This window comes from Bradyrhizobium sp. A11, from assembly GCF_042077125.1.
GTDB classification, from domain to species: domain Bacteria; phylum Pseudomonadota; class Alphaproteobacteria; order Rhizobiales; family Xanthobacteraceae; genus Bradyrhizobium; species Bradyrhizobium japonicum_B.
Genome location: NZ_CP149509.1, coordinates 5,279,056 through 5,295,398, shown reverse-complemented (window position 1 = coordinate 5,295,398; position 16,343 = coordinate 5,279,056). Strand labels below are relative to the sequence as shown.

Below are 16,343 nucleotides of genomic sequence, written 5' to 3'. Positions count from 1 at the left end.
CTGCGCTCGCAATGACGTGGACAGAGCGGTCGGCTCCTCACGTTCCCGCCAGCACCTTGGCGATCGCACGCAGATCCTGCCACGCCAGCCGCTTGTAGGACGGCGAGCGGAGCAGATAGGCGGGATGGAACGTCGGCAGCGCCCGGATGGTGCGCGCGCCCGTCTCGTAGTCGAACCAGCGCCCGCGGGTGCGCATGATGCCCTCGCGCGTTCCCAACAGTGTCTGGGTCGAGGGGTTGCCGAGCGTCACCAGCACATCCGGATTCACCAGCTCGATCTGGCGCTGGATGAAGGGCAGGCAGATCTGCGTCTCCTGCGGCGTCGGCGTGCGGTTGCCGGGCGGCCGCCACGGAATCACATTGGCGATGTAGGCGGTGCTGCGGTTGAGGCCGATGGCGCCGATCATCAGATCGAGCAGCTTGCCGCTGCGCCCGACGAAGGGCAGGCCCTCGATGTCCTCGTCGCGGCCCGGCGCCTCACCGACGAACATGATGCGTGCCTGCGGATTGCCGTCGGCGAACACCAGTCGCGTCGCGGTGTGCTTCAGCGCGCAGCCCTCGAAGTTCTGCATCAGCTCGCGCAGCGCTTCCAGCGTCGGCGCGGTGCGCGCGGCCTCGCGCGCGGAGGCGATGGCGATGTCGGGAGCCGGCGCGGCTTCGCCGCGCATCACCGCCGGCGCGGCGAGCGGCCGCGGCACCTCAATCGCAGGTGCGATGCGCGGGGCCGCCGGGGGAGCATCCAATTCCGCCAGGCGGTCGATCGGTTCCTCGGCGAGCGCGCAGTCGACACCGGCCTCCAGATAGAAGGCAAGAAGCTCTCGGGCGGTGGGTGCGGGTTCGGGGATCATGGAAAGTCAGACTTTTATATCAGTTTGGGGCGCCTTGCATCCCAGCGAAATGCATTTCCGCTGTTGTCCTGCCCGGAAAAATCGGAAACAAGAGGGCGCAAACGACCGAGGACCGTCTCGAGGGCTGAGATCAGATGAGCACCGAAGAACTTCCCCCGCGCGAATCCATGGAATTCGACGTCGTCATCGTCGGCGCCGGCCCCTCGGGCCTGGCGGCCGCGATCCGGTTGAAGCAGCTCGACGCCGACCTCAACGTCGTCGTGGTGGAGAAGGGCTCCGAGGTCGGCGCGCATATTCTCTCCGGTGCGGTGATCGATCCGGCCGGGCTCGACAAGCTGCTCCCGGACTGGCGCGAGGATTCCGACTGCCCGCTCAAGACTCAGGTGAAGGACGACCGCTTCTACTGGATGACGGGCGCCGGCGCGATCAAGCTGCCGAACTTCCTGATGCCGCCGCTGATGAACAACCATCACTGCTATATCGGCTCGCTCGGCAATGTCTGCCGCTGGCTGGCGCGCAGGGCCGAGGCGCTCGGCGTCGAGATTTATCCGGGCTTTGCCGCGGCCGAGGTGCTCTACGACGAGGCGGGCAACGTCAAGGGTATCGCCACCGGCGACATGGGCATCGGCCGCGACGGCAAGCCGAAGGACTCCTTCACCCGCGGCATGGAATTGCTCGGCAAGTACACGCTGTTCGCGGAAGGCGCCCGCGGCAGCCTGACCAAGCAGCTCATCAACAAGTTTGCGCTGGACGCCAACAGCGAGCCACCGAAATTCGGCATCGGCCTCAAGGAAGTCTGGCAGATCGACCCCGCCAAGCATCAGAAGGGCCTGATCCAGCATTCCTTCGGCTGGCCGCTCGACATGAAGACCGGCGGCGGCTCGTTCCTCTATCATTACGACGACAATCTCGTCGCCGTCGGCTTCGTCGTCCACCTCAACTACGACGATCCCTATCTCTCGCCGTTCGACGAGTTTCAGCGCTTCAAGACCCATCCCTCGATCCGCGGCACTTTCGAAGGCGCCAAGCGGCTCGCTTACGGCGCGCGCGCCATCACCGAGGGCGGTTATCAGTCGGTGCCGAAGCTCAGCTTCCCTGGCGGCGCGCTGATCGGCTGCGCGGCCGGTTTCGTCAACGTGCCGCGCATCAAGGGCGTGCACAATGCCATGGGCACCGGCATGCTCGCGGCCGAGCATGTCGCAGCCGCGCTTGCCGCCGATCGGGCCAATGACGAGCTCGTGGAATACGAGAACGCCTGGCGGTCCTCCTCGGTCGGCAAGGACCTCTTCCTGGTCCGCAACGTCAAGCCGCTGTGGTCGAAGTTCGGCACGGTGATCGGCGTCGCGCTCGGCGGTTTCGACATGTGGTGCAACACGCTGTTCGGCGCTTCGCTGTTCGGCACCCAGTCACACGTCAAGCATGACCGCGCCACGCTCGATCCGGCCAAGCAGCACGCGCCCAGGAACTACCCGAAGCCGGACGGCAAGATCTCCTTCGACAAGCTGTCCTCGGTGTTCCTGTCCAACACCAACCATGAGGAGGACCAGCCGGTCCATCTCAAGGTGACCGACATGAACCTGCAGAAGACCTCCGAGCACGACGTCTTCGCCGGTCCCTCGAATCGCTATTGCCCCGCCGGCGTCTATGAGTGGATCGAGGAGGGATCGGGTCCGCGTTTCCAGATCAACGCCCAGAACTGCGTCCACTGCAAAACCTGCGACGTGAAGGATCCCAACGGCAACATCACCTGGGTTCCCCCGGAGGGCGGCGGCGGCCCGAATTACGAGGCGATGTAAGGTAGGTCATGCCGGGGTTCTGCCGCACGTTCGCGTGAGGAGCCGGCTGCGGCCACCCGCCGCGGCCACGATAAGGCCATAGTGGCGGCGTCTTGGGGCGCTGTTGGCGGATTTACTTGCCGATTTGGCCTGCGCGGCGGGGATCGCCGGGTCCGAATCCTTGCGGCGAAGCGCCAAAAGCGGCATTGTCGGCCCAACAATTCCGGGTCCGGATGCCTCCGGCAGCGTCCGCATGCGATACGGCCATTGCTGCAAACCCAGGCACTACCAACTCAAGGCGAGCCCTGATGTTTTCAAATCGTTTCAACCGCTGGACTGTTGCCGCCATCGCCCTCGTGGGCACAGCGATCGCGGCCGTCCCCGGCAGGGTGCAGGCGCAGACGCCGGATCATCCCTCCGACACGGCGGCGCAGTTTCCGACCCGAAACGACCTGAAGTCGCTGACCGGTGCCGGCAGCTATCTTGCCGCCCGTCACGCCAGCGTCGAGCGCGACGCGGCCTCCGCCGCCGCATTCTACCGCTCGGCTCTGCGCACCGATCCGAAGAACAACGAGCTGCTCGACCGCGCCTTCATCTCGTCGGTCGCCGACGGTGACATCGACGAAGCGGTCAAGCTCGCCGAGCGCATCCTCACCATCGACAAGACCAACCGCGTCGCGCGTCTCGTCGTCGGCGTCCACGATCTCAAGGTGAAGAAGTACGCGGCCGCGCAGACCAACATCAGCCAGTCGATCCGCGGTCCGATCACCGACCTCGTCGCCACGCTGCTGTCGGGGTGGGCCGCCTATGGCGCCGGCGATGCCAAGGGCGGCGTCGCCACCATCGACAAGCTGGCAGGTCCCGAATGGTATCCGCTGTTCAAGGACCTTCACGCCGGCATGATCCTCGAACTCTCCGGCAAGGAGAAGGACGCCGGCACCCGCTTCGAGCGCGCCTACAAGCTCGACGATTCCATGCTGCGCGTGACCGAGGCCTATGCGCGCTGGCTGTCGCGCAACAACAAGGACTCGGCTGCCGCGACCAATGTCTATCAGGCCTTCGACAAGAAGCTCGCGCGCCATCCGCTGATCCAGGAAGGCCTGCGCGAGACCAGGGCCGGCAAGAAGATGCCGCCGCTGGTCGATTCCGCGCAAGCCGGCGCCGCCGAAGCCCTCTACGGCATCGGCGCCACGCTGACCCGCCGCGGCGGCGAGGATCTGGCGCTGGTCTATCTCCAGCTTTCGCTCTACCTGCAGCCGACGCACCCGCTGGCGCTGCTCTCGCTCGCCGATCTCTATGAATCGGTGAAGCGGCCGAAGATGGCGATCAAGGTCTATGAGCGCGTGCCCGCGACCTCGCCGCTCAAGCGCAACGCGCAGATCCAGCTCGCCATTGATCTGGATTCCGCCGACCGCACCGAGGAGGCGATCAAGATCCTCAAGGGCGTCACCGCGGAGGATGCCAAGGATCTCGAAGCCATCATGGCGCTCGGCAACATCGAGCGCGGCCGCAAGCGGTTCAGCGACTGTGGCGCGACCTATTCGCGAGGCATCGACGCCCTGACGCCCGGCAACGACAAGGCCAACAGCGTCTGGTACTATTATCGCGGCATCTGCGAGGAGCGCTCCAAGCAGTGGGCCAAGGCCGAAGCCGACATGAAGAAGGCGCTCGAACTGCAGCCCGACCAGCCGCACGTCCTCAACTATCTCGGCTATTCCTGGATCGACCAGGGCATCAACCTCGACGAAGGCATGAAGATGATCAAGCGTGCCGTCGAGCAGCGCCCCGACGACGGCTATATCGTCGATTCCCTCGGCTGGGCCTATTACCGCATCGGCAATTACGAGGAGGCGGTGAAGAACCTCGAGCGCGCGATCGACCTCAAGCCCGAGGATCCCACCATCAACGATCACCTTGGCGATGCCTATTGGCGGGTCGGGCGCACGCTCGAAGCCAAATTCCAGTGGTCGCACGCGCGCGACCTCAAGCCCGAGCCGGAAGAGCTTCCGAAGATCGAGGCCAAGATCGCCAATGGTCTCGCCGACGACAATTCGAACTCTTCGGCCGCGCAGGCGGACAAGAAGAAGGACGACGGCAGGGGCGGCTGAGGTTTTGTTGGGGGCGTGTCGCCGATGCCGGCGTTGATCGAACAAGGACGGGCGAAGGTCAACTTGAGCCTTCGCGTGGTGGGCCGTCGTGCCGATGGCTATCATGATCTCGAAAGCGTGGTCGCGTTCGCCGACTGCGCCGACCGGCTCACGCTGGAGCCGGGGGGCGAGCTGAAGCTCACCACCACCGGGCCGCTGGCCGCGGCCTGCGGCGATACCGCCGACAATCTCGTGCTCAAGGCCGCCAGGCTGCTCGCCGAAGCGGTGCCGGACCTGAAGCTCGGCGCGTTCGCGCTCGACAAGGTGCTGCCGGTGGCCGCCGGCATCGGCGGCGGCTCGGCCGACGCCGCGGCCGCGCTACGGCTGCTCGCGCGTCTCAACGATCTCTCCCTCGACGATCCCAGGCTGCAGAAGGTCGCGCTCGCGACCGGCGCCGACGTGCCGGTGTGCCTCGTCTCGCGCGCCTGCGACATGACCGGCGTCGGCGAGCAGCTGCTGCCGCTGAGCCTGCCGAGCATGCCCTGCGTCATGGTCAATCCGCGCGTGCCCGTCGCCACCAAGGACGTGTTTCAGGAACTCGGCCTGCGCAACGGTGAACTGCGGGTCGGCGTCACCGACGTCATCCGCGCTCCGGCCTGGCCGGAAGAGGGCGGATCGAATGCCGATTGGGTCGCAGTGCTCGAACGCGTTCCCAACGATCTCGAAGCGCCTGCGCTGCGCATCCAGCCGGTGATCGGCGAGGTGCTGGAGGCCTTGCGCGGCACCGCCGGCGTCCAGCTCGCCCGCATGTCCGGCTCGGGCGCGACGTGCTTTGCGATCTATGGCGCGGCAAACGAAGCGCATGCCGCTGCCGAAAGGATTCGTCGCGATCACCCCGGTTGGTGGGTGCATGCGGGGACGTTGAGCTAGCCGTTGTCCTCAGCCAATCCCAGAAACCGCCTGATCTCGCCCAGCACCTCCTGCGGCTTGTCGTGCTGCAGCCAATGGCCCGCGCCGGCGATGGTCTCGACGCGCGCCTCCCGGAAATAGCGCTCCAGGCCTGCGGCCCTGGCGCCGGCGAGAAAGCTTTCGCCGGCATTGAGCAGCAAGGTCGGGCAGGCGATGCGCGACCACAGCGCGAGGTGATCGTCCGGCCAGAGCCGGTGCGGCGCCGATGCGCGCTGATACGGATCGAACTTCCAGCTGTAGCTGCCGTCCTCATTCTGCCGCGCGCCGTGGGTGGCGAGATGCAGCGCGAGGTCGCGGGCGAGGCGCTTGTTGTGAAGCATCATCTGCGCCGCCGCGTCTTCGAGGGTCGCATAGCGGCGCGGCGTGCGGTCGTGCAGGCTGTCGAGCTGGCCGACCCATTTGCCGATGCGCTCATGCGCCGGCGGCTTCGGCGCGTCCGGCAGCATGGTCACGCCGTCGAGCACGACCAGCTTTGCGACCTGTTCAGGGAACGATCCTGAAAAGATCAGGCTCACCATGCCGCCCATCGAATGGCCGATCAGGGTGATCCGAGGGGCTGCGATGACGCGGACGAGCTGGGTGAGATCGTAGACATATTCGGTCAGGGCGTAGCTGCCGCCTCGGGTCCAGTCGGAATCGCCGTGGCCGCGCAGGTCCGGTGCGATCACGTGGAAATGGCGTTGCAACGATCGGGCGATGACGTCCCAGCTCCGGCAATGATCGCGGCCGCCATGGACCAGGATGAGGGGCGGCGCGCTCTCATTGCCCCAATCGGCGTAATGCAGCCGCAGACCGTGCGATTCATAGAAGCGGCTCTGCGGGATGCTAACCATTTGCCGGCCGCCGCGCCAATGCAAGCGACAGGCCGAGACCCGCGATGAAGATGCCGGAGCCCTGGGCGAGACGCCGCATCAGATGCGGCCGTCCGATCAGCTGCGTCCGGGTCGCGGAGGCCATCAGCACCACGACGATGTCGGCCAACGTGTTCAACGCCACCGAGATCGCACCCAACATGATGAATTGCAGCGTGGGGCTCGATCCCGCGGGATCGAGGAATTGCGGAATGAAGGCGAGGAAGAACGCGGCGGTCTTCGGATTCAGCGCCTCGACCAGCACGCCGTCGCGGAACGCGCGATCGTCGCCGGCAGCTTCACTCTCGAGCGACAATACGTAGCTGGCGCTCCGAAACGTCTTGATGCCGAGCCAGACCAGATAGAGCGCGCCGACGAATTTGACGGCGGCGAACAACTCGGCGCTGGCGAGGATGATTGCGGAGATGCCGAGGCTGCCCGCCACCACATGAACTAGCCCGCCCAGCGCGGTGCCCGCGGTCGATGCAAAGCCGCTGGCGCGCCCATCGGACAAGGTCCGTGCCGCGACGTAGAAGATGCCGGGACCGGGAACGGCGGCAATGAGGCAGGCTGCGGCCAGGAACAGCCAGATGTTGGTTTCAATCATCCTGTTTTCGTAGCGCAGCGGACCGCGATTGCAAGTCTTCAGGTTCGAAGACCCCTCGTTTAATCCATGCGGCGGAAGATCACGCTGGCATTCACTCCGCCGAAGCCAAAGCCGTTGGAGATGGCATGCTGCATCGGCATCGGCCGCGCGGTGCCGGCGACGATGTCGATGCCATCGGCGCCCGCATCGGGGTCTTCGAGATTGAGCGTCGGCGGCGCGATCTGGTCGCGCAAGGCGAGCACGGTGAAGATCGCTTCCAGACCGCCGGCGGCGCCGAGCAGATGGCCGGTGGCCGATTTGGTTGCGCTGACGGCAATGCCGCGGTTGCGGCCGAACAGCGCGGCGATCGCGCCGAGCTCGCTCTCGTCGCCGGCGGGCGTCGAGGTCGCGTGCGCATTCAGGTGCTGCAGATCCGCGGGCGCAAGCTTTGCCTGACGGAGCGCGATCTCCATGGCGCGGCGGGCACCCTCACCATCGGGCGGACCTGATGTCATGTGGTAGGCGTCCGCCGTCGTGCCGTAGCCGACGATCTCCGCGATCGGCCTCGCGCCGCGCGCAAGCGCATGCTCGAGCGCCTCGATCACCAGGATGCCGGCGCCTTCGCCCATCACGAAACCGTCGCGCCTTCGGTCGAATGGGCGCGAGGCGCGTGCGGGCTCCTCGTTGAAGCCGCTCGACAGCGCGCGGGCCGCTGCAAAGCCGCCGAGGCTGACGATGTCGATGCAGGCCTCCGCGCCGCCGCAGATCGCGACATCGGCCTCGCCTGCGCGGATCATGCGCGCGGCATCGCCGATCGCCTGCACGCCGGCGGCGCAGGCGGTGACCGGCGTGCCCAGCGGACCCTTGTAGCCGTATCTGATCGAGACGTGGCCGGCGGCGAGGTTGGCCAGGAACGAGGGGATCGTGAACGGCGACAGCCGGCGCACGCCGCGCTGCTCGGTGATGCGCACCGCCTCCGCCATCGCCGGGAAGCCACCGACGCCGGAGCCGATGATCGTCGCGGTCCGCTCCAGCGCGCCTGCATCCTGCGGCGTCCATTTCGCCTGCGCCACTGCTTCTGCCGTGGCGAGCAGCGCGAACAGGATGAAGCGGTCCATCTTGCGCTGGTCTTTTGGCGCGGCAGCTTGCGCGGGATCGAAGCCACCTTCTGCATCCCCGGCGATGTCAGGCACGAGCCCGGCAATGCGTGCGGGCAGCACCTGCGCCCATTCGGGCAGCGGGCGCAAACCGCTTTGGCCGGCGAGCAGCCGGCGCCAGGACAGCTCGACACTGCAAGCCAGCGGCGACACCGCGCCCATTCCCGTCACGACGATACGACGCATGTCAGTCTCCAGCCGGCGCGACAGCCGGGTTCATGGCCTTGAGCGAAGCGAGCCGTGCGCGCATCCCGCGGCTGGCGCGGGGCCCTGCGATCACGACCGCATTGGCGAGCGTGATCGGCTGCATGTCGGCGGCGTCGACCACGACCGGATCAAGCGGGCGGCGGTCGTTACGGTTCGCCAGCACGATGGATTCGCCTTTGGGCGCGAGGTGCCTGTTGCCCCAGGCCAGCAGCGCCACGATCACGGGAAAGAAGTCCCGCGCCTTGTCCGTCAGCACATATTCGTAACGCGGCGGCCGCTCATGATAGCGGCGGCGGACGAACATGCCCGATGCGGTGAGATGGGCGAGGCGCCGCGACAGAATGTTCGGCGCGATGCCGAGGCTCTGCGCGAATTCGTCGAATTTCGTCACGCCCTGAAACGCATCGCGCAGGATCAGGATGCTCCACCACTCGCCGACCGTCTCGACGGCACGGCCGACCGGGCATTCCTGGATGGAGGGGGATTTTGGCTGCATGGGCGGAAGGTAGGCAAGTAGCTTGCAAAATGCAAGTCACTAGACAGGTGGGCTGAGGCTGCGCCGCTCTCGTGCCCCGGACGCAGCGCAGCGCTACTTCCGCGCTGCGGCGCGTCCGGGACACGAGAGGGAGTGCTGTTGCCTAACGCTCCGTCATTGCGGCGGGGAGGTGTTCTTGCCCTACCTCACCGGTGTCGTCCCGGCGAACGCCGGGACCCATAGCCACAGGGAGTGGTTTGGGGCCAGCTGGTCGTTATCGGTAGTCGCATCGCGACCTATCGATAGATCACGCGGTATGGATCCCGGCGTTCGCCGGGACGACACCGAGTGTTTCGCTGGCAATGCGCCGAACGTTAAGAGCCTAGTGCGACCGTGCCAGGCAGAACGCCACCACCTGCTCCAGCGCGCTCTTCATCGGCGAGGACGGGAACAGCGCCAGCGCGTCGACGGCCATGGCGCCGTAGTGCTGGGCGCGGCTCAGGGTGTCTTCCAGCGCGCGGTGCTTGTTCATCAATCCGATGGCGTGATCGAGATCGCTGTCGCCGATCTCGCCGCGCTCCAGCGCCCGGATCCAGAAGGCGCGTTCGGTGTCGTTGCCACGGCGGAAGGCGAGCACGACGGGCAGGGTGATCTTGCCCTCGCGGAAATCGTCGCCGGTGTTCTTGCCGAGCTTGGCGCTCTTGCCGCCATAGTCGAGCACGTCGTCGACGAGCTGGAAGGCGATGCCGAGATTCATGCCGACCGAGCGGCAGGCGGTCTGCTCGGCCTTCGGGCGGTTGGCGATGACGGGGCCGACCTCGCAGGCGGCGGCGAACAGCTCGGCAGTCTTGCCGCGGATCACGGCGAGATATTCGTCCTCGGTGGTCGCGGTGTTCTTGGCGGCGGCGAGCTGCATCACCTCGCCCTCGGCGATGGTGGCGGCCGCCGCGGAGAGGATGTCGAGCGCGCGGAGCGAGCCGACCTCGACCATCATGCGGAAGGCCTGGCCGAGCAGGAAGTCGCCGACCAGGACGCTGGCCTCATTGCCCCAGAGCATGCGCGCCGACAGCTTGCCGCGGCGCATCTCGCTCTCGTCCACGACGTCGTCGTGCAGCAGCGTGGCGGTATGCATGAACTCGACGGAGGCAGCGAGCTTGATGTGGCCGTCGCCGGTGTAGCCGGCGAGGTTGGCCATGGCGAGCGTCAGCATCGGCCGCAGCCGTTTGCCCCCGGAGGAGATCAGATGGTTGGCCACCTCCGGGATCATGGTCACGTCGGAGCCGGTCCGCGACAGGATCGTGGCGTTGACGCGCTCCATGTCAGGGGCGACAAGGGCAACGAGCTGTTCGATCGACGCGCCGGGAGTTTCGAAAGGTACGATGACGGCCACGCCGGTCTCCAATATTTGCCCCGGAAGGGCTATTCTGACGGAAAGACAATAGAAACTGGCGGCGGGTGCGGCAAGTGCCGTGGAACCATTGACATTTGCCGCTGCCCCGTTTTCAGGCAGGAGACCTGAGATTTGCGTGAACTGGTTCGGACCAACGACATGGTGCTGGTGTCGGCGATCGGCGCGCTGCTCGACGGCGCCAATATCCATCATCTGGTGCTCGACCAGAACATGAGCATCATCGAGGGCTCGCTCGGAATCTTGCCACGGCGCATCCTCGTCCATGAGGACGATGTCCAGGAGGCGAGGGAACTCCTCACCCAAGCCGGCCTCAGCCACGAACTGCGCGGCGATGAGTGAGGCTGCAGATATTACCGAAGACGCCTTTCTCGGCGGCCGGTTACGCCTGAGGCAGAAGCGGTCCGGCCATCGCGCCGGGCATGACGCCATCCTGCTCGCGGCGGCGACCGAGGCCCGCAGCGGAGACCGCGTGGTCGATTTCGGAGCCGGCGTCGGTACGGCCGGGCTGGCGCTCGCCAGCCGCGTCCCCGGGGTCGCCCTCAGCCTGGTCGAGATCGATCCGGAGCTGGCCGGGCTCGCGCGCGGCAACGCGGCGGCGAATGCGATCGCCGCCGAGACGATCGTGCTTGACGTCACTTCCGGCGCCGAGGCCTTTGCCGCGAATGGGCTGCCGCCCGACAGCGTCGACGTGGTGCTGATGAATCCGCCGTTCAACGATCCGGCCCGGCATCGCGGCTCGCCGGATCAGGCGCGTCACATCGCGCATGTGGCGACGGAGGAGACTCTGCATGCGTGGGTGCATGCAGCGCGGCGCATCCTCCGATCGAACGGTGTGCTGACATTGATCTGGCGTGCGGACGGCATCGCCGACGTCCTGGCGGCATTGTCGCGCGGCTTCGGCAGCCTCGCGATCCTGCCGGTTCACGGCGAAGCGGGGCGGCCTGCGATCCGCGTGCTGGTGCGTGCGGTCAAAGGCGGGCGGGCCCCGACGCGATTGCTGCCGGGCCTCATGCTCAACGACGAGACGCGCGTATCAAACAGCGAGATGACGGAGATTTTGGAGGGGAGAGCGGCCTTGCCGCTGGTGGAACCTTGAGGGCTTATCGCGGAAGCGATTCCGATCGCTGCTCGTGCGGCGAGGTCAGGCGGATCGCCATGAACAGCGCGCCGATCAGCAGCATCAGAAGATAGATTTTCATGGTGTTCTCCGCCGCCTCATTGCAGCCTCCCAAGGGAAGATCTGCAAAACACGTTCCAGGCACTTCCAATGACAGTCGCGTGATAAAAAATGGTTAATCAGAGGTAACGGCATGGCCGAACAATTGAACGATTGTGAGAGTTCCGGCCTGGCCGACAAGCTCATGCAATATCTGCCGGCGCGCTTCCGCCCCGGCACCGCGGTGGTGCCGGTGGTGCGGCTCTCCGGTGTAATCGGCGCGGTGACGCCGCTGCGTCCCGGTCTGACGCTTGCGGGAGTCGCGAGAGTGCTGGAGCGGGCGTTCGCGTATCGTCACGCCAAGGCGGTGGCGCTGGTGATCAATTCGCCCGGCGGCTCGCCGGTGCAGTCGCGCCAGATCTATCTGCGCATCAAGCAGCTCGCGGCGGAGAAGAAGCTGCCGGTGCTGGTGTTCGTCGAGGACGTTGCGGCCTCCGGCGGCTACATGATCGCCTGCGCCGGCGACGAGATCATCTGCGATCCCTCATCGATCCTCGGCTCGATCGGCGTGGTCGGCGGCAGCTTCGGCTTCCAGGAGGCGATCAAGCGACTCGGCATCGAACGGCGGCTCTACACGTCGGGCGAGCACAAGGCGATGCTCGACCCGTTCCTGCCCGAAAATCCTGATGACGTCGCCAAGCTGAAGGCGATCCAGCGCGAAATCCACCAGATCTTCATTTCGCTGGTGAAGGAAAGCCGGGGTGCGCGCCTCAAGGGCTCCGACGATACGCTGTTCACGGGCGAATACTGGGCCGGCGATAGTTCGGTCGCGCTGGGGCTCGCCGACAGCATCGGCGATCTGCGCTCAACTCTTCGTGCCCGCTATGGCGACAAGGTTCTCACTCCCGTGATCGCGCAGCCGACCGGGCTGCTGTCCGGCCTTCTGGGGCGGAAGTCGCCCGGCGCAGGGCAGCTTTCGGCGCTGGAATCGATCGCCGGGTTGCCCGACGATCTGATCTCGGCGGTCGAGACGCGGGCGATCTGGGCCAAATTCGGGTTCTAGCCGGTGCCGTCCCGCGCCATTTCGCCCCTCGCCATGCCAATTGCGGCGCGGCCCGGACTGCGCGAGAATGCACTTGGGGGCTGAGCACTAGACAAGGATCGACCGATGCCGCCGTTCGTCGCTTTCGCGGGCGTGCTGGGTGGGCTTGCCGTGGTCCGCTGGGCCTACAAGACCGCCGTCAAGATCAACCAGGAGCTGGAGGAGATGCGCCTGTCGCGCGTCGCCGAGACCGCCCGCACGGGGGATATCCAGAAGCTGAAGCGTGACCCCGTCACCGGAGCGTATCGGCCGGGCTAGTACACGTTGCTCGTCATGCCCGGGCTTGTCCCGGGCATCCACGTTCTTCGTGCCGCGAGAAAGGTCGTGGATGGCCGGGACAAGCCCGGCCATGACGGAGAACTGGGCTCATTTCCGCCCCCTTTGCCTTGATTCCCACCCCCGCCGTCGATACGGTCCCGCGCGATTCAAAACCCCCGCGAGAGCCTGATCTGACGATGGACGCCTCCTTGCCCGCCCATATGCGCCCGGAACGCTCGTTCCAGGGCTTTATCCTCGCGCTCCAGCGGTTCTGGGCCGAGCAGGGCTGCGTGATCCTGCAGCCCTACGACATGGAGATGGGCGCGGGCACCTTCCATCCGGCGACCACGCTGCGCGCGCTCGGGCCGAAGCCCTGGAACGCGGCCTATGTGCAGCCCTCGCGCCGGCCCAAGGACGGCCGCTACGGCGAGAATCCGAACCGGATGCAGCATTACTACCAGTTCCAAGTAATCATGAAGCCGTCGCCGCCGAACCTTCAGGAGCTGTACCTGAAGTCGCTGGCCGCGATCGGCATCGATTCCGCCGTGCACGATATCCGCTTTGTCGAGGACGATTGGGAGAGCCCGACGCTGGGCGCTTGGGGCCTTGGCTGGGAGTGCTGGTGCGACGGTATGGAGGTGAGCCAGTTCACCTATTTCCAGCAAGTCGCCGGCTTCGAATGCGCGCCGGTCGCGGGCGAGCTCACCTACGGGCTCGAGCGCCTTGCGATGTATGTGCAGGGCGTCGACCGCGTCTACGACCTCAACTTCAATGGCCGCGATGGCGATCAGAAGGTCACTTATGGCGACGTCTTCCTGCAGGCCGAGCAGGAATATTCGCGCCATAATTTCGAACATGCCGACACCGCGATGCTGTTCGAGCAGTTCAAGATGGCGGAAGCGGCCTGCAGGAAATATCTCGACGCCGGCTGGCGCGAGGGCGGCAACAAGAAGCAGCATCTGATGGCGCTGCCGGCCTACGACCAGTGCATCAAGGCGAGCCACGTCTTCAACCTGCTCGACGCGCGCGGCGTGATCTCGGTGACCGAGCGGCAGAGCTACATTCTTCGCGTGCGCGAGCTGGCGAAAGCCTGCGGCGAGGCCTGGATCCATACTGAAGCGGGCGGAGCGGCCTGATGCCCGATCTTTTGCTTGAACTGTTCTCCGAAGAGATTCCCGCGCGCATGCAAGCCAAGGCGGCCGACGATCTGCGCCGTCTCGTCACCGACAAGCTCGTCGCCGAAGGCCTGGTCTACGAGGGTGCGAAGGCGTTCGCGACGCCGCGCCGCCTCGCGCTCACCGTGCACGGCATCCCGGCGCGTCAGCCGGATCTGAAGACCGAGCGACGCGGCCCGAAAGTCGGCGCGCCCGATGCGGCCGTGCAGGGCTTCCTGAAAGCGACGGGATTGAAGTCGCTGGATGAGGCAAAAATCCAGCGCGATCCCAAGGGCGACTTCTACATCGGCTTGATCGAGAAGCCCGGCCGCGATGCGATCGACGTGCTCGCCGAAATCCTGCCTGTCATCATCCGCACCTTCCCCTGGCCGAAATCGATGCGCTGGGGCGCGCGCTCGGGCAAGCCGGGTTCGCTGAACTGGGTGCGTCCGCTGCACGCGATCACCGCGACGTTCGGGCTCGAGACCGAGGAGCCGGATGTTGTGAAGTTTTCGGTCGACGGCGTCGAAGCCGGCCAGACCACCTACGGTCACCGCTTCCTCGCACCGGCGCCGATTCAGGTGCGCCGCTTCGAGGACTACGAAGTAAAGCTGCTGGATGCCAAGGTCGTGCTCGATCCCGAGCGCCGCAAGGACGCGATCCTCACCGACGCCAAGCAGCTCGCCTTTGCGCAAGGCTTCGAGCTGGTCGAGGACCAGAACCTGCTCGATGAGGTCGCAGGTCTCGTCGAATGGCCGGTGGTGCTGATGGGCTCGTTCGAGCCGGAATTCCTGGCGACGCCGGCCGAAGTGATCCGCGCCACCATCCGCAACAACCAGAAGTGCTTCGTGGTGCGCGACCCCAAGACGGGCAAGCTCGCCAACAAGTTCATCCTGGTCGCCAACATCGAGGCCACCGACGGCGGCAAGACCATCATCGCCGGCAACGAGCGCGTGATCCGCGCGCGGTTGAGCGATGCGAAGTTCTTCTACGAAACGGATCTGAAGACCAAGCTCGAAGAGCGGCTGCCGAAGTTCGAGCAGATCGTGTTCCACGAGAAGCTCGGAACCCAGGCCGCGCGCATCAAGCGCATCGAGCGTCTCGCCGCCGAGATCGCGCCGCTGGTCGGCGCCGATGTCGCCAAGACCGCGCGTGCCGCGCATCTGGCGAAGACCGATTTGCTGACCGAGGTCGTCGGCGAATTTCCCGAGGTGCAGGGCCTGATGGGCAAGTACTACGCGCTGGCGCAGGGCGAGGATGCATCCGTCGCCGCAGCCTGCGAGGAGCACTACAAGCCGCAAGGTCCTGCCGATCGCGTCCCGACCGACCCGGTCAGCGTTGCCGTGGCGCTCGCCGACAAGCTTGACACGCTCGTCGGGTTCTGGGCCATCGACGAGAAGCCGACGGGAAGCAAGGACCCGTACGCGCTACGCCGCGCGGCGCTGGGCGTGATCAGGCTGATCGCCGAGAACGCGTTGCGTCTCTCGCTCATGAAGGTGGCGGCGTCCGCGCTCGCCGGTTTGTCGGTGAAGCCAACCGATGCCTCCAAGCTCCCGATCGATCTCCTCGCCTTCTTCGCCGATCGCCTCAAGGTCCAGCTTCGCGAACAGGGCGCGCGGCACGATCTCGTCGATGCCGTGTTCGCGCTCGGCGGCCAGGACGATCTCCTGATGATCGTCCGCCGCGTCGAGGCGCTCGGCAAATTCCTCGACACTGACGACGGCAAGAACCTGCTCGCCGGCACCAAGCGCGCCAGCAACATCCTTGGCATCGAGGAGAAGAAGGACAAGCGCAGCTTCGACGGCGCGCCCGACGCCGCGCTCTACAGCCTCGATGAAGAGAAGGCGCTGGCGAAGGCGATCGGCGAGGTGCAGGCGGAAGCCGGCGCCGCGGTCGCCAAGGAAGACTTTGCCGCCGCGATGAGCGCGATGGCAAAATTGCGTCCGCCGGTCGATGCGTTCTTCGACAAGGTTCGCGTCAACGACGACGATGCCAAGGTGCGCGAGAACCGCCTGAAGCTCTTGAACGAGATCCGCAGCGCCACGCGCGCGGTGGCGGATTTCTCCAAGATCCAGGATTGAGGCGCAGCGGCTCGGCCAACACCGCTGTCATTCCGGGGCGCGCGCAGCGCGAACCCGGAATCCATCGTGCCGCGCGTTACGTTGAGAATTGGATTCCGGGTTCGCGCCAAGTGGCGCGCCCCGGAATGACAGCTCAAGAAAGTGCCCCGCCCGGCGGGGGGAAGACCGGGCGGGGCCTGATGTCCGATTGAACTGCTCGCGCCAGCCTGATGTGACGCGCCGGACAT

General features: G+C 66.1%; 15 protein-coding genes. 9 read left to right on the top strand and 6 right to left on the bottom strand.

Annotation, left to right across the window (positions count from 1 at the left end):
* Nucleotides 1–37: 37 nt before the first annotated feature.
* Nucleotides 38–847, bottom strand: coding sequence for a uracil-DNA glycosylase family protein (locus WI560_RS24920; protein WP_375305304.1), 810 nt, complete (start codon nt 845–847; stop codon nt 38–40).
* A gap of 134 nt (nt 848–981) precedes the next feature.
* Between WI560_RS24920 and WI560_RS24915 the strand changes: the two genes are divergently transcribed.
* The 3 genes from WI560_RS24915 to WI560_RS24905 all read left to right on the top strand — a co-directional run bounded on the left by WI560_RS24915 (nt 982) and on the right by WI560_RS24905 (nt 5,639).
* A complete protein-coding gene (locus WI560_RS24915) occupies nt 982–2,643 on the top strand; it encodes an electron transfer flavoprotein-ubiquinone oxidoreductase (RefSeq protein ID WP_375305303.1) in 1,662 nt (553 codons plus the stop codon).
* Between the two features lie 287 nt (nt 2,644–2,930).
* Entirely contained in the window at nt 2,931–4,730 is a 1,800-nt protein-coding gene (locus WI560_RS24910; RefSeq protein WP_375305302.1) for a tetratricopeptide repeat protein, read from the top strand.
* Nucleotides 4,731–4,754: 24 nt separating this feature from the next.
* Complete coding sequence (locus tag WI560_RS24905; RefSeq protein ID WP_375305301.1) at nt 4,755–5,639, top strand: 4-(cytidine 5'-diphospho)-2-C-methyl-D-erythritol kinase; 885 nt, start codon at nt 4,755–4,757, stop codon at nt 5,637–5,639.
* On the opposite strand, the gene WI560_RS24900 is transcribed toward WI560_RS24905, so the two are convergent.
* The 5 genes from WI560_RS24900 to WI560_RS24880 all read right to left on the bottom strand — a co-directional run bounded on the left by WI560_RS24900 (nt 5,636) and on the right by WI560_RS24880 (nt 10,344).
* Nucleotides 5,636–6,511 carry an alpha/beta fold hydrolase gene (locus WI560_RS24900; RefSeq protein WP_375305300.1) on the bottom strand — a complete coding sequence of 292 codons (876 nt, stop codon included), beginning with the start codon at nt 6,509–6,511 and terminating at the stop codon, nt 5,636–5,638. The genes WI560_RS24905 and WI560_RS24900 overlap by 4 nt on opposite strands.
* Nucleotides 6,504–7,136 (bottom strand): LysE family translocator, encoded by a 633-nt coding sequence (locus WI560_RS24895; RefSeq protein ID WP_375305299.1) that lies wholly within the window; start codon nt 7,134–7,136, stop codon nt 6,504–6,506. The genes WI560_RS24900 and WI560_RS24895 overlap by 8 nt, the downstream gene beginning before the upstream one ends.
* Before the next feature lie 59 nt (nt 7,137–7,195).
* On the bottom strand, nt 7,196–8,458 hold the full coding sequence (gene fabF, locus WI560_RS24890) for a beta-ketoacyl-ACP synthase II (protein ID WP_375305298.1): 1,263 nt from the start codon (nt 8,456–8,458) through the stop codon (nt 7,196–7,198).
* Nucleotide 8,459: 1 nt separating this feature from the next.
* Nucleotides 8,460–8,975, bottom strand: a complete 516-nt coding sequence (locus WI560_RS24885; RefSeq protein WP_375305297.1) for a winged helix-turn-helix transcriptional regulator — start codon at nt 8,973–8,975, stop codon at nt 8,460–8,462.
* Between the two features lie 361 nt (nt 8,976–9,336).
* Complete coding sequence (locus tag WI560_RS24880; RefSeq protein ID WP_028134903.1) at nt 9,337–10,344, bottom strand: polyprenyl synthetase family protein; 1,008 nt, start codon at nt 10,342–10,344, stop codon at nt 9,337–9,339.
* Between the two features lie 132 nt (nt 10,345–10,476).
* Here WI560_RS24880 and WI560_RS24875 point away from each other — a divergent pair, with 132 nt between their 5' ends.
* From WI560_RS24875 to glyS, 6 genes are all read left to right on the top strand, one after another.
* Nucleotides 10,477–10,704: a DUF2007 domain-containing protein gene (locus tag WI560_RS24875; protein WP_028134904.1), complete on the top strand. Its 228-nt coding sequence runs from the start codon at nt 10,477–10,479 to the stop codon at nt 10,702–10,704.
* The gene (locus tag WI560_RS24870) at nt 10,697–11,461 is read left to right on the top strand and encodes a tRNA1(Val) (adenine(37)-N6)-methyltransferase (protein ID WP_375305296.1); all 765 of its coding nucleotides are present in this window, start codon (nt 10,697–10,699) and stop codon (nt 11,459–11,461) included. Before WI560_RS24875 ends, WI560_RS24870 begins: the two co-directional genes overlap by 8 nt.
* 214 nt (nt 11,462–11,675) lie before the next feature.
* Entirely contained in the window at nt 11,676–12,584 is a 909-nt protein-coding gene (locus WI560_RS24865) for a S49 family peptidase (protein WP_375305295.1), read from the top strand.
* Between the two features lie 105 nt (nt 12,585–12,689).
* Nucleotides 12,690–12,881, top strand: coding sequence for a hypothetical protein (locus WI560_RS24860; RefSeq protein WP_375305294.1), 192 nt, complete (start codon nt 12,690–12,692; stop codon nt 12,879–12,881).
* A 197-nt stretch (nt 12,882–13,078) separates the two neighbouring features.
* Nucleotides 13,079–14,017 carry a glycine--tRNA ligase subunit alpha gene (locus WI560_RS24855; RefSeq protein ID WP_375305293.1) on the top strand — a complete coding sequence of 313 codons (939 nt, stop codon included), beginning with the start codon at nt 13,079–13,081 and terminating at the stop codon, nt 14,015–14,017.
* Nucleotides 14,017–16,116, top strand: a complete 2,100-nt coding sequence (glyS, locus tag WI560_RS24850; RefSeq protein ID WP_375305292.1) for a glycine--tRNA ligase subunit beta — start codon at nt 14,017–14,019, stop codon at nt 16,114–16,116. Before WI560_RS24855 ends, glyS begins: the two co-directional genes overlap by 1 nt.
* The last annotated feature ends 227 nt before the right edge of the window (nt 16,117–16,343 follow it).

Bases quoted from the DNA above. Each gene is read 5' to 3' on its own strand.
- WI560_RS24870 (WP_375305296.1), top strand. From the start codon at position 10,697: ATGAGTGAGGCTGCAGATATTACCGAAGACGCCTTTCTCGGCGGCCGG.
- WI560_RS24895 (WP_375305299.1), bottom strand. From the start codon at position 7,136: ATGATTGAAACCAACATCTGGCTGTTCCTGGCCGCAGCCTGCCTCATT.
- WI560_RS24900 (WP_375305300.1), bottom strand. From the start codon at position 6,511: ATGGTTAGCATCCCGCAGAGCCGCTTCTATGAATCGCACGGTCTGCGG.
- glyS (WP_375305292.1), top strand. From the start codon at position 14,017: ATGCCCGATCTTTTGCTTGAACTGTTCTCCGAAGAGATTCCCGCGCGC.
- fabF (WP_375305298.1), bottom strand. From the start codon at position 8,458: ATGCGTCGTATCGTCGTGACGGGAATGGGCGCGGTGTCGCCGCTGGCT.
- WI560_RS24865 (WP_375305295.1), top strand. From the start codon at position 11,676: ATGGCCGAACAATTGAACGATTGTGAGAGTTCCGGCCTGGCCGACAAG.
- WI560_RS24885 (WP_375305297.1), bottom strand. From the start codon at position 8,975: ATGCAGCCAAAATCCCCCTCCATCCAGGAATGCCCGGTCGGCCGTGCC.
- WI560_RS24855 (WP_375305293.1), top strand. From the start codon at position 13,079: ATGGACGCCTCCTTGCCCGCCCATATGCGCCCGGAACGCTCGTTCCAG.
- WI560_RS24920 (WP_375305304.1), bottom strand. From the start codon at position 847: ATGATCCCCGAACCCGCACCCACCGCCCGAGAGCTTCTTGCCTTCTAT.
- WI560_RS24905 (WP_375305301.1), top strand. From the start codon at position 4,755: ATGCCGGCGTTGATCGAACAAGGACGGGCGAAGGTCAACTTGAGCCTT.
- WI560_RS24915 (WP_375305303.1), top strand. From the start codon at position 982: ATGAGCACCGAAGAACTTCCCCCGCGCGAATCCATGGAATTCGACGTC.
- WI560_RS24860 (WP_375305294.1), top strand. From the start codon at position 12,690: ATGCCGCCGTTCGTCGCTTTCGCGGGCGTGCTGGGTGGGCTTGCCGTG.
- WI560_RS24910 (WP_375305302.1), top strand. From the start codon at position 2,931: ATGTTTTCAAATCGTTTCAACCGCTGGACTGTTGCCGCCATCGCCCTC.